The following is a 12,247-nucleotide window of genomic DNA, read 5'->3' on the forward strand; positions in this document are numbered from 1 at the left end:
AGGATGGAGTCTTGCAAGGTAAACTATGTGTTGCAATTACTGGATACAATTCCGACGATCATTCGCGGCCAAAGCCAAGGTCACGCAGAACGCGATCCTGATTTCTCCAGTCTTTTTTCACTTTAACCCACAGATCCATGAAAATTTTGGAACCAAGCAGGTTCTGAATGTCATGTCGAGCACGTTTGCCCACTTCTTTCAGAAGCGCACCTTGCTTACCGATAATGATCCCTTTTTGCGAATCCCGTTCCACAAAAATGACGGCTGAGATATAAACGACACCATTATCCTGTACTTTCATATCCTCAATAGTTACAGCAATGGAATGAGGTACCTCTTCACGAGTCATCTGTAGAATTTTCTCACGGATCAACTCCGCACATACAAACTGCTCCGGATGGTCAGTAACCTGGTCATCTGGATAGTACTGAGGACCTTCAGGCAAATACTTGCCGAGCTGTTCCAATAGTGTGCTAACATTGCTACCCAGCATGGCAGATACAGGTACGATTTCAGCGAAATCGTGCAACTTGCGATACTCTTCGATGAGTGGCAATAGAGCTTCCGGTTCAATTTTGTCGATTTTATTCATGACGAGAATGACAGGCGTACGAATATTTTTTAACTGTTCCGCAATGTAACGGTCACCGCCACCCATTCCTTCCGAAGCGTCAATCAGGAACAGGGCTGCTTCTACTTCTCCAAGTGTGTTCAGGGCAGTCTGGTTCATGTAATCGCCAAGTTTGGATTGACGTTTGTGAATCCCCGGTGTGTCCAGGAAAACGATTTGCTGATGTTCGGAGGTATACACACCATGAATTTTATTACGTGTCGTTTGCGGCTTGTCCGACATAATCGCAATTTTCTGTCCGATCACCTGGTTCATCAGTGTGGATTTACCTACGTTTGGACGTCCAATAATGGCTACAAAACCGGATTTGAATGCTTGTTTTTTCATATGTTCCTCCTCAGGCGCCTAGGCCTGGAATATTGGTTTATTTTTTGGCAGAATTCAGATCAGAAGGCCCAAAAGCCCAAGGTAACAATTCAGCAACAGTGGTCTCTTGCAGATCACCTTTCATGTTCCCCAAGATGACTTTCATATCGGGTTCACACAGTTCGTACATAACCTGACGACATACGCCACATGGAGCAATCGGACCATCCGTGTCTCCCACAATGGCAATCGCTTTGAAGCTGCGAGGCTGCTGTCCACCTGCAATGGCACTGAACATCGCTGTACGCTCAGCACAGTTACCTGGGGTATACGCAGCATTCTCAATATTACAACCATGATGCACATGCCCTTCACTGTCAAGCAAAGCTGCACCTACACCAAAATGGGAGTAAGGCGTATACGCCTTCGTACGTGCCTTAATTGCCTCTTGCATTAACAAACCGTTATCCATCAATATTCTCTCCCTTAGGGTGATATAAAGCTGCGCTCTGTAAGTTAAGTTCAACTAAAGATCATTTACACTGGCCACTCCGCGTCCAGAATAACTTTTTGATCGCTGTTATCCCCAGATTTTTTGATTCACTTTTTTCAAAGTGAAAATCCGGGGATAAAGGCGAACGCTACGCTTCTACAAGTTATTTCTGGCCTCTACGTTATCGTGTAAATTAGAAAGTTCAACTTAAAAAAGATCCAACTTTACAATTAGTGTGTAGTATTAAAACCAAATCAAAATGAATCAAAACAAAGTAAAAAAAATCAGTACAAACCGAGCCAGTTCATCACCGGCTTAATGAAGACCATGCAACCGATGATGACGGCGAATACCGCAGCCAGCAGAACTGCCCCGGCCGCGGTATCCTTCGCCGCTTTTGCCAGCGGATGGATATGGGGATGTGCCAGATCAACTGCAGCCTCTACAGCCGTGTTCATCAATTCAGTCACCAGGACCAAAAAGACAGCGGTCAGCACAAACATCCAATCTATTCTTGAGATTCTGAAAAAAAAGCCGGCTACACACATCAAAACAGCCACTCCCGTGTGAACTCTCACATTACGCTGAGTCCGCAACCCATATGCGATTCCTTCCGCAGCATTGCGGAATACCAGACCCCAGGAGCGTCTTTTCATTATCGTGTCAACCCGGCCTGGGCCAATACCGCTTCTTGTTTGCCCATCATTTCAGCCTCACTAGCTTCATCCTGATGGTCATATCCGAGCAGGTGCAAGAAGCCATGGACAAACAGAAAACCAAGCTCTCGTTCAAAGGAGTGTCCATACTCCTCACTTTGCAGGATGGTCCGTGGAACGGAAATGATGATGTCTCCGAGAACATCCGGCATTTCTTCCATTTCTTCATCTTCGTCCAGCTCATAGATAATATCGAGTTCTTCATCCACCGTCTCGTTCATTGCAAAAGACAATACATCCGTAGGACGGTCAATACCGCGATAATCCCGGTTCAACTCATGGATCTGCTCATCATTCACAAAAGTCAGAGCCACTTCTCCGTCTGCTACACCTTCCGCTTCTCCGGCAAGATTCAGCAACTGCTCCAGCATTGCAATCATCGGTTCTGTAATTTCTTTATCCTGTTGTTCATTATTCCATGCCAGATTAAGACTCATTCTTTCATAACTCCTGTCTGCTCTTATTATTAAATTAGCCTGCTTCGGGTGAAGTCGGCTTCGGTTTCTTGATCTCCTCCGGATATTCTATCCGGGAGTGGAAGATACCCATCACCGTTTCCTTCAATGTTCTGGCGACGATGTCCAGTTCACGCATCGTAAGGTCACAATCATTGAATTGATGATCATCCAATCGTCCTTTAATAATCTTCTCAATCATGGACTCCACTTGCTCCACTGTCGGTTTGCGCAAAGATCTCACAGCAGCCTCCACACTATCGGCAATGCCAACAATAGCAGATTCCTTCGACTGAGCCTTCGGCCCAGGATAACGGAAATCTTCTTCGGTGAAATCAGGCTCAACGCCTGCTTCTTCCGCCTGGCGCAGTGCTTTGTGGTAGAAATAGTGGAGAAATGTTGTTCCATGATGCTGTTCCGCAATATCCCGAATAGGTCTTGGCAGCTTGTAATCCTTTTGCATTTCCACCCCATCGCGCGCATGGGCAACAATAATAGATTTGCTAAGTTTCGGATCGATCGAATCATGCGGATTCTCCATATTGTTCTGATTCTCAATAAAATAGATGGGTCGTTTTGTCTTGCCAATATCATGATAATACGATCCCACTCGACAGAGCAATCCGTTTGCTCCAATGGCTTCTGCCGCAGCTTCGGACAAATTACCTACCATAACGCTGTGATGATAGGTACCCGGTGTCTCTGTCAGCAACTTGCGCAGAAGCGGATGGTTCGGATTGGACAGTTCCACCAGTTTGAGCGCTGACAAGATACCAAATGATGTTTCGAAAAATGGCATCAGCCCGATGACCAGTATGGCCGTCAATACGCCACCAGCAAATGCAAATCCAACGCCATACAGTGTCGTGGTTCGGTTCCAATCTCCCGAGTCAATCAAAGCCAGAGTAAAGACGGCTATGGACCCGAACAAGCAGACCATAATGGCCCCTTTCAGGATCGTTGATCGCTGGCTAGCCTTATGTGTTGCAAAGATCGCAACAAACGAAACTACCACGGCGAAGAACCCTAGTTCGAAGTCAAAAAGCTGACCCTGATGCGTGTTCAAAATGATGCTGGACAACATGCCGATCAATATCGAACATACAAAGGCAAGCGACGTATCCAGCAGCAGCGCAATTAACATCGCCCCTACCGCAACTGGTGCAAGGAAGCCGACATAAGACCTCTCATTGGTCTGGATAATCGCCGTCACATGCATAACTACAATCGTAATAATAAAAATGAGAACAAGCATCAACAGCTGCGCATTATTATATTTGAAATGCGTTCCGCTGCATTGCTGAATATACATCAGAATTGCTGCCGACAACAGGCAGGAAAACATAAGAAGTCCAAGCTGTGGCCAGTAGTTCACTTCATTTTTCAGCAAGTCATTCTCATCCAGGAGAGCATACATTTCCGGGGTAATCATCTCACCTTTGGCAACTAATGTATCCCCTTGCTTGATAAAGACCGTTTGCGTGTTCTCACGCGCCTGTACTTTCGCTTCCTTGGTTCCCTCTTCGTCGTAGAAACGGTTAGAGGTCACCACGAGACGAGCAAGCTCCTGCACCACCTCACGTTGCGTGCGCTTACTAAGAGAGCTGACACTCACCATCTCGGCTACTTTGGCACGCGCGGTGGTTGCATCGCTGATCTGATCCGTCATTAACCGGGCAACAATGTCCCTCGCAACTGGTTTCATCTCCTGGATATCATCCGATGTCAGACGTGAGATTTTAATGTAGGTCTCTTCCGGAATACGGTAGCTCTGCTCCTGTACCACATTTCTGATCTCTTCCAACAGCGTCTCGGAGTATGTACCGGCTTTCCGATTATTATTGATATAGTTGGTCACAAAATCCTTCTGGCGTTGCGGAATTTCATCCCGATAAATATCAATTTTATCCTGACTTGAAATCTGATCATCCTGGTTCAATCGATCTACACGATCAAGCAGGGTTGTCATCAAATTTTCGTTCCGCATCTGCACGATCTGAAATATCGGCTGTACGCGTTCAGCCGCTTCTTCCTGTGCTTTGAGTGTGGCCTTGTTATTCGGAATCTGCATGGGCGCAGCAATATCCACTTCACTTCGTGTACCTTCCTGAATATCATACCGCTCGGGGAGCAGCTTGGAAGCCAGACTCACGTAGAAAAGAATCACCAGAAACAAAAACAGAAGATAGCGTGCCCACACGCTATACTTCCATCCTGTAGCCTTATTCTGAAAAGATTTGCCTTTTGACGGTTCCTTCGAGGTCACTTTAGACAATCCCTTTCTATGCTTGATTTTCTGCGGCGTGGTTGTAAGCCACGATAATTTTCTGGACGAGGGAATGCCGCACAACATCTTGCTCGGCAAAATAGACAAATCCAATCTCGTTAACTTCGTTCAAGATCGTATTCGCTTCCACAAGCCCGGATTTCTTACCACGCGGTAAATCAATCTGTGTCACGTCTCCGGTGATGACCATTTTGGAGCCAAAACCAAGACGGGTCAGGAACATCTTCATCTGTTCCGGTGTTGTGTTCTGTGCTTCATCAAGAATGATGAAGGAGTCATCCAGTGTACGCCCCCGCATGTAGGCGAGTGGCGCGATTTCGATTAACCCACGCTCCAGTGCCTTCGCGGTCTGTTCCTGTCCCATAACGTCATACAGGGCATCGTACAGCGGTCGCAGATACGGGTCTACCTTCTCCTGAAGATCACCTGGCAAAAACCCAAGACTCTCTCCTGCTTCAACAGCAGGCCGTGTGAGTACGATGCGTTTGACGCTACCTTCTTTAATTGCGGCAACAGCCAGTACAACAGCAAGGTAGGTTTTACCCGTACCGGCAGGACCAATGCCAAATACAATATCACGTTTTTTAATTGTAGTTACATAGTGCTTCTGTCCAATGGTTTTAACACGGATTGGTTTACCTCGGTATGTCGTCGTAATCTCGCCCTTGAACAGATCCAGTAGCTGGTCCGCCCGCATATCCTTGGCAAGTTCAATCGCATACTTCACATCTCTTTCGGTTAACACGTATCCGTTGCGTATCAATTGCAGTAACACATCAAATAATTGTTCAAGCGATTCCACCTGTTGTGCATTGCCGAAAATCACAATCTCCGCTTCACGGGATGCAATCTGGGCGGGAATCTCGGATTCAATCAGTTTAAGAAAAGTATCTTGGGGTCCAAAAAGAGATTGGCCCTCTCCCGCACTCTGGAGGGAGATTTGTATGCTGCGTGTTTGCTCTGACAAATATCCTCATTCTCCTTGACTATGGACTAGCGGAAGTTCCTCCGCAATGCTTTCTTCTACCTCAAATAAGACTTTCATATAAACTTTACCATTCTCTTTCTTCTCATGCAAAATTTTTTCACTTATAATTTTCGTTCCTTTGCCGTTTTTGGCGATAATATCGTTCCTTGCTCCTTCCAATCCTTTTGTTCTGGCCCATTCTATCGTCTGTTGTTGCTCATGTTCGCGGGTTTCCAGATCCTTCTCTGTCAGCCAACCCATGGGGAGTGTAAAGGATCGCCAAGTCAGTGGTTTATGATTACTCTCGGTATCAAAAGAACTGAACGGTGTACTTCCATATCCCCACAGTTGGATCGCCCATTTCCCCAGCACCATGTAAAAGCGTTCTTTGCTCTCACCTGTCATCGTGTTATGTTTTTGAACAAGCGGGACTTCTACCTCATACTCACGCCATACCAGACCACGAACTTCCCCTTTAGCAACGATGGTCTTGGTGTTCTCCTCATCCCCAAGAATACCCGAGATCAATACCTGACCCTTTTTGACACGCATGTCCTTCTGAACAACAGGACGTCCCTGCTCTGCATAGATTTGAGTGACAACAGCATCTGCTTTGCTGATCAAATGTCTGGGATTTAGTAATGGCTCGCGCTTCGGTTGCGCCGATTCCACGACCTGAATGGTAATGGTTGTCCCCTCTTTGCTCACGCCAATCCAGGTTACATCCGGCAGGGCGAGTGCGAGCTGTCTGGAGAGCTTGTCTTGGCTTTGCAAGCGGAACCCCCACTGGAAAGGGTATACCCCCTCCTTCTTCGCTGCTGCGAGCACCTCGTCCGTAGGAATGGTAACGTTACCCTTGACCTCCACATTCCACACCATAGACGACAACGCAAATAGAGCTGCCACAAAAAACAACATTCCCCCGAGAAAAAACTTCCTTCGCAATAGTCGGGCCGCAAAAAAAGGGAAACCGCTGCGATGGGTCACTTTCACCCTGCAGCCTGTCCGTTTCAGCAGCGGACGCAGCCTGAAAAAATGCGGCAGCAGAATGTTCATCTCTGCCACGCGTCCATCGTGAGCACGCAGGTTCCACACTTCCAGTCCCTGCTCTGCCACCGTGTTGATCAATGCTTCAATGTCTCCCCCAGTGACCGTGATTCGGACTGCTCCCCGCAGTTTGTACAGACTGGGCTGCTTCATCCGTTCCCCTCCACTCCATTCATATGAATATCCAGAATTGTTCCTTCAACAGCTACTTCATCCGGCAAAATGTTGCGTATCACCAAAGCAGTCCCTTTGATCTCCAACTGGCCTTGGGAAAGAGCCAGCACGATGCGATCCGGCGTGAAATGGATGACACCGCGATGATTCTCTATATACAGTTGCTTACTGCCAATCAGGGTTAACCGTGGCATATCATAAAGCACATCCTGCGGCAGATCCAACACTTCACTGGTCCATCTGCGCAGCTTGCGGCTGATCCGGGTCATTCGAAGGTCTTCCCCCTTCCTCTACAGTTCAACTTATGCGCAGATTCATGAATTTATGAAAATTCCGGGGCGTGTTAGGTACGAATATTGAGAAAAAAGGATAGAACACAGAAAAAGCCGTCTCCGGCGGCTTTATGCTCACCAGAGACGGCTCTATTTCCGTCCAATAGTATGACTTGTTTACAGTTTCCCTCTTGTGCCAAACGGCTGTTTGGAACGAGGAGAACCGAGTACTTCTGCCCATAGTACACCTGTACGAATATCAGCAGGACGAAGCGGAGACGCTCCCGATTCATCGGTGCTGGTCTCATCCCAGCTGGAATCAGACACAACTGGCCGATTCGCAGAAGAGATACGATTCAAGCGTTCTTCAATCAAGCGCTGCTGCTGTTCCATGCCTCTCATCTGTTCCTCAAGTGAATTTTCCATGGCACTCATCGTGCCCTCACTTCTGTAGTCACTTGCAGGGCGAGAAGATGCAGCAGGCTCCGAATACGGCTGATCATACTGATTCTCATATTGCTCGTCATCATACCGATCGTCATACTGTTCATCATAGCGGGGATCTACAGGTCCGGAAGACTGCTGCGGAGATGAGTTATCTCTTGAGCGTTCATCCCGACCTGAATCACCACTGCCTCCAAACGTAGGCATCCCGTTAGCAGGACGCTTTTTGTTCGGATCAGCCGATTTGGCAGCTTTCCCCAAGAAGGAGAAGAGCGCAAAACCGATGACGGCCACAATATACAGATTATCAAAAATCCATTCAAATAGGCCCATATGCACTCACCGCCTATCTTCCGTTTTTGGAATCACCCTGATCGTTGGAATTCGAACCTTCACCAGGTTTTCCCAATGTGTTACGCATTTGAGTATCCGCTTCAATATTCTTCAGGTTCATGTAATCCATGACACCGATTTTACCACTACGCAGTGCTTCGGACATCGCCAAAGGTACTTGGGATTCGGATTCAACAACGCGCGCTCTCATTTCCACTACGCGTGCTTTCATCTCTTGCTCTTGGGCTACGGCCATTGCACGACGCTCTTCCGCTTTGGCCTGAGCGATTCGTTTGTCAGCTTCTGCTTGCTCTGTTTGCAAGAATGCACCAATGTTTTTACCTACATCAACGTCCGCAATATCAATGGACAGGATTTCAAAAGCAGTACCTGCATCCAGACCTTTGGACAATACGGTACGGGAGATCAGATCCGGATTTTCCAGGACGTCTTTGTGAGAATTGGAGGAACCGTTCGTACTTACGATACCTTCGCCGACACGGGCGATGATCGTTTCTTCACCAGCACCACCGACGAGACGGTCAATATTGGCACGAACCGTAACCCGTGCTCTAACTTTAACTTCGATACCATCTTTGGCTACCGCAGAGACAATCGGTGTTTCGATAACACGTGGGTTAACGCTCATTTGTACGGCTTGCAATACGTCACGACCTGCGAGGTCAATGGCAGCAGCACGTTCAAATTCGAGTGGAATGTTCGCACGTTGTGCAGCAATCAGAGCGTTTACAACGCGGTCAACGTTACCACCGGCCAGGAAGTGACTCTCCAGTTGGTTCATTGAAAGTTTAAGACCCGCTTTAGTTGCTTTAATCATTGGATTTACGATACGGCTAGGCGTTACACGTCTCAGTCTCATCGCAACCAGTGTAATAATACTTACGCGTACGCCGGATGCAATCGCTGAAACCCAGAGCATAACCGGGAAAAAGCTGAAAAATACGCTCAATACGATAATACCTACTACCGCAATGAGCAAAATCGTAATCATAGATGTGTCCATTGTTTAATTTCCTCCATTTGCAATTTAAATTTGATAAAAATATTAGAAAAGACAATCATAAGTCCGCTGCTAAAGTAAAGAATGCACCACCTCGCTGGCAGCTTCAGCTACGTGGTTATGTACATTGCCGAAGCGTTGATCCGCTTCGACAACAGAGCGAGTTACACCGGCAATGCTTGCTGAACCACAATCCGGGTACCTTCCGCTTTAATCACAATAATCGGTGTATCAATGGGAATGAAGTCTCCGTCGGTCACGACGTCAATTCGTTCCCCTTCAAACATCGCTGTTCCAGAAGGACGAAGCGGTGTCAGACTGATTCCTTGCAGACCCACCAGCTCTTTGCGTTCTGTCGCTGATGAATAACCACGATCCGCAGACATACTGTCACTCAGTATGAACCGATTCCAGATCCCTCGATCCTTAAAGATGATTGAGATGATCGCAATGACTACCAGCGCTGCTCCAAAAGCGATACCCAGAGATACAAATGCGTCACTGGTATCATAAGCAGCCCTTACAACACCGGCCACAAGCGCAATCGATCCCAAAATCCCCAGAATACCGAAGCTCGGAATAAACATCTCCAGAATCATCATGATGAGTCCGACTGTAAATAGTACCCATGTCTCCGCTCCGGCAAATCCCGCAATGTAATTACCTGAGAAATATAAGACGAAACACACGATACCCACAATACCAGGAACTCCAAAACCAGGAACAATCAATTCAATGATCACACCCGCGATTCCGAGGAACAATAATACAGTCATGATAACAGGATTGGTAAGAAAAGATGAAATATTCTCTGCTGTCGTCCGTTCTACCTTAAACACATCATCCTGACTGTAACCGAGCCAAGTTGCCGCTTCTTCCGGTGTGTTGCTGATGTGGTCGGCATAACCGACTTTCAGCGCTTCTTCAGCCGAGAGAGCAATAATTTCACCTTTTTGCTTGGTTTTATTGATCTCCGGCATCTCCACGACCATGTTAACATCCGTCATTCCAGCTGCAATCTTGCTATCACGGCCACTGATTTCAGCCGCTCCCTGCATTTTGCTCTTCCAGAATGCAACAAGCTTCGGATCATCAACATGTTTACCCGTACTGTCCACCATAGCTGCCGCACCAATCATACTGCCTGGTGACATTACGATCTTATCTGCATTCAGGGCCAGAAAACTCCCGGCCGAAGCAGCATCTCCACGGACAAATGCAAGTGTCTCAATCGGACTGTCCTTAATCAGGGTACCCAATGCTTCCGCAGTGTCGACACGGCCTCCCGGCGTATTGATATCAAGAACGATCAGGCCAGCGTTCATCTTTTCCGCTTCCTTGAACCCGCGTTCCATGAACTTGCCAAGTCCCTGCTCGATTGGTTTATCAACCGGAATAATATATACGGCGCCACTCTTCTCAGCTGCATGCGCTGACGGTGATCCAATCCAGACAGGAAGCAACAGCGTCAGCAGCATTAAGAGCATTAATGGCCCCGTAAGCTTCTTCCGGCGCTTTCCCTTCACAATAGTCCCCCCTTTTCCATTAATGTTATACTGTCCAGCTTATGGTATTTATTACGTGCAATGCAACATTTCGTTTCAAAATCTTAAAATTATATTTGAAAACAGGCTCAATTGCAAGAATATAAATCCATAATAATACATATTAACCATTAAAAAGAAAATATCAACGATCACAAGAACATCAAGTGGTCTTGTATATGGAAAAAACACCCCCTGACAAGTCAGGAGGTGTTTATTGATTTGCTTTATTGCAGAAATTGTTGAACTGCTTGATTTACCAGTTTGCCGTCCGCTTTGCCTTTAACTTTCGGCATAAGGGCCGCCATGACTTTCCCCATCTCGGCTTTCGAAGAAGCACCGGTTTCCTGGATGGTCTGCTGTACAATAACTTTAATTTCTTCTTCGGAAAGCTGTGCGGGAAGGTACTGGATGAGTACTTCAATTTCCGCTTTTGCATTTGCCGCGAGGTCTTCACGGCCCGCTTTGTCAAATTCTTGGAGGGCATCTTTGCGCTGTTTGATTTCACGACTCAGGATATCAAGCACTTCGTTGTCATCCAAATCTCTTTTCAAATCTATTTCAAGATTCTTGATCGTCGAACGAATCAACCGAATGTTGGAGAGTCTGAACTTGTCCTTACTCTTCATCGCTTGCTTCATATCTTCGTTCAATCGTTCGCTAAGATTCATGTAGTTAAAATCCTCCTAAAACTTTCTCTTACGAGCAGCCTCGGACTTTTTCTTGCGCTTTACGCTTGGCTTCTCATAATGCTTACGTTTCTTCACCTCAGCCAATACGCCATCTTTAGCGATGGAGCGTTTAAAACGACGAAGTGCAGCATCAATAGTCTCGTTTTTGCGAACTTTAGTTTCAGACACCAGTTTTCCCTCCCTCCGACCAGACCGTCCAAGAGCAATAACACGGTTCATCATCTTTCATTATAGGCGAAAGGTAATAAAGGTGTCAACCTCAATGTAATGATCACTTATTTATATGAGCCATGTTCACATATTCATGGATTAAATGCATATGCATAATGACTCAATATTAGCACACGTTTGCATGTTTATTTGTGAGAATCAGACAAACTTGTCAACGCGCCAAGTCTTGTACCACCCAGCAAATGATAATGCAGATGATGAACGGTTTGTTCTCCATCCTTACCACAATTGTTGATTAAGCGATATCCTGTTTCCTCCACGCCAAGACGCTTGGCCGCCTCTTGAGCAGCCAGATGAATCTCGCCGATCAAAGGCAGATCTTCTGCAGTCACTTCATTCATGGAAGCAATATGTTTCTTCGGAATGACGAGCACATGTGTCGGTGCTGCGGGCTGGATGTCATGAAACACGATAACATGGTCATTCTCCAATACTTTATTGGAGGGAATGCTGCCCTCTACAATTTTGCAAAATAAGCAATCCATAGTTCATACCCTCCTTTGTAAACCATTGTATGTATTCCCTCTTATCATACTAGAAGTAAAAACCCACGTCCAATCTCTAGGCACATAGCCAGCCAGTCTAAACAAACTCTTCGTTCCTCTTCCTTTCATCGATCCATATCCATGGCTTT

The 12,247-nt window shown here is 46.6% G+C and carries 14 protein-coding genes; all 14 read right to left on the reverse strand.

From position 1 onward, the window contains the following. Positions 1-58: 58 nt before the first annotated feature. A complete protein-coding gene (era, locus tag NYE45_RS20850; protein WP_145151051.1) occupies positions 59-958 on the reverse strand; it encodes a GTPase Era in 900 nt (299 codons plus the stop codon). A 37-nt stretch (positions 959-995) separates the two neighbouring features. Then, positions 996-1,409 (reverse strand): cytidine deaminase, encoded by a 414-nt coding sequence (locus tag NYE45_RS20855; protein WP_062835495.1) that lies wholly within the window; start codon positions 1,407-1,409, stop codon positions 996-998. A 305-nt stretch (positions 1,410-1,714) separates the two neighbouring features. Then, complete coding sequence (locus NYE45_RS20860; RefSeq protein WP_340013822.1) at positions 1,715-2,086, reverse strand: diacylglycerol kinase family protein; 372 nt, start codon at positions 2,084-2,086, stop codon at positions 1,715-1,717. Continuing rightward, the gene (gene ybeY / locus NYE45_RS20865) at positions 2,086-2,583 is read right to left on the reverse strand and encodes an rRNA maturation RNase YbeY (RefSeq protein WP_036674804.1); all 498 of its coding nucleotides are present in this window, start codon (positions 2,581-2,583) and stop codon (positions 2,086-2,088) included. The genes NYE45_RS20860 and ybeY overlap by 1 nt, the downstream gene beginning before the upstream one ends. Positions 2,584-2,617: 34 nt before the next feature. Beyond that, entirely contained in the window at positions 2,618-4,867 is a 2,250-nt protein-coding gene (locus tag NYE45_RS20870) for an HDIG domain-containing metalloprotein (RefSeq protein ID WP_145151045.1), read from the reverse strand. Between the two features lie 16 nt (positions 4,868-4,883). Further along, entirely contained in the window at positions 4,884-5,855 is a 972-nt protein-coding gene (locus NYE45_RS20875) for a PhoH family protein (RefSeq protein ID WP_017687243.1), read from the reverse strand. A 6-nt stretch (positions 5,856-5,861) separates the two neighbouring features. Continuing rightward, positions 5,862-7,055: a sporulation protein YqfD gene (gene yqfD / locus NYE45_RS20880; RefSeq protein WP_340013823.1), complete on the reverse strand. Its 1,194-nt coding sequence runs from the start codon at positions 7,053-7,055 to the stop codon at positions 5,862-5,864. Beyond that, entirely contained in the window at positions 7,052-7,345 is a 294-nt protein-coding gene (yqfC, locus tag NYE45_RS20885) for a sporulation protein YqfC (RefSeq protein ID WP_017687241.1), read from the reverse strand. The genes yqfD and yqfC overlap by 4 nt, the downstream gene beginning before the upstream one ends. 180 nt (positions 7,346-7,525) lie before the next feature. Then, entirely contained in the window at positions 7,526-8,125 is a 600-nt protein-coding gene (locus NYE45_RS20890; protein ID WP_340013824.1) for a hypothetical protein, read from the reverse strand. A 13-nt stretch (positions 8,126-8,138) separates the two neighbouring features. Further along, positions 8,139-9,149 carry a flotillin-like protein FloA gene (floA, locus tag NYE45_RS20895; protein WP_076332307.1) on the reverse strand — a complete coding sequence of 337 codons (1,011 nt, stop codon included), beginning with the start codon at positions 9,147-9,149 and terminating at the stop codon, positions 8,139-8,141. A gap of 161 nt (positions 9,150-9,310) precedes the next feature. After that, positions 9,311-10,633: an NfeD family protein gene (locus NYE45_RS20900; protein ID WP_340017414.1), complete on the reverse strand. Its 1,323-nt coding sequence runs from the start codon at positions 10,631-10,633 to the stop codon at positions 9,311-9,313. Between the two features lie 284 nt (positions 10,634-10,917). After that, positions 10,918-11,361, reverse strand: a complete 444-nt coding sequence (locus tag NYE45_RS20905; RefSeq protein WP_062835503.1) for a GatB/YqeY domain-containing protein — start codon at positions 11,359-11,361, stop codon at positions 10,918-10,920. 15 nt (positions 11,362-11,376) lie between these two features. Further along, positions 11,377-11,550, reverse strand: a complete 174-nt coding sequence (rpsU, locus tag NYE45_RS20910; protein WP_005547957.1) for a 30S ribosomal protein S21 — start codon at positions 11,548-11,550, stop codon at positions 11,377-11,379. A gap of 188 nt (positions 11,551-11,738) precedes the next feature. Beyond that, complete coding sequence (locus tag NYE45_RS20915; RefSeq protein WP_169481657.1) at positions 11,739-12,098, reverse strand: histidine triad nucleotide-binding protein; 360 nt, start codon at positions 12,096-12,098, stop codon at positions 11,739-11,741. Positions 12,099-12,247 lie beyond the last annotated feature (149 nt).

Source organism: Paenibacillus sp. FSL K6-1318, assembly GCF_037976905.1.
Lineage (GTDB): Bacteria > Bacillota > Bacilli > Paenibacillales > Paenibacillaceae > Paenibacillus > Paenibacillus amylolyticus_A.

Coding starts and splice junctions, on each gene's coding strand:
- NYE45_RS20915 (WP_169481657.1), bottom strand. CDS start 12,098: ATGGATTGCTTATTTTGCAAAATTGTAGAGGGCAGCATTCCCTCCAAT.
- era (WP_145151051.1), bottom strand. CDS start 958: ATGAAAAAACAAGCATTCAAATCCGGTTTTGTAGCCATTATTGGACGT.
- floA (WP_076332307.1), bottom strand. CDS start 9,149: ATGGACACATCTATGATTACGATTTTGCTCATTGCGGTAGTAGGTATT.
- NYE45_RS20890 (WP_340013824.1), bottom strand. CDS start 8,125: ATGGGCCTATTTGAATGGATTTTTGATAATCTGTATATTGTGGCCGTC.
- NYE45_RS20905 (WP_062835503.1), bottom strand. CDS start 11,361: ATGAATCTTAGCGAACGATTGAACGAAGATATGAAGCAAGCGATGAAG.
- ybeY (WP_036674804.1), bottom strand. CDS start 2,583: ATGAGTCTTAATCTGGCATGGAATAATGAACAACAGGATAAAGAAATT.
- yqfC (WP_017687241.1), bottom strand. CDS start 7,345: ATGACCCGGATCAGCCGCAAGCTGCGCAGATGGACCAGTGAAGTGTTG.
- NYE45_RS20855 (WP_062835495.1), bottom strand. CDS start 1,409: ATGGATAACGGTTTGTTAATGCAAGAGGCAATTAAGGCACGTACGAAG.
- NYE45_RS20860 (WP_340013822.1), bottom strand. CDS start 2,086: ATGAAAAGACGCTCCTGGGGTCTGGTATTCCGCAATGCTGCGGAAGGA.
- yqfD (WP_340013823.1), bottom strand. CDS start 7,055: ATGAAGCAGCCCAGTCTGTACAAACTGCGGGGAGCAGTCCGAATCACG.
- NYE45_RS20900 (WP_340017414.1), bottom strand. CDS start 10,633: ATGCTCTTAATGCTGCTGACGCTGTTGCTTCCTGTCTGGATTGGATCA.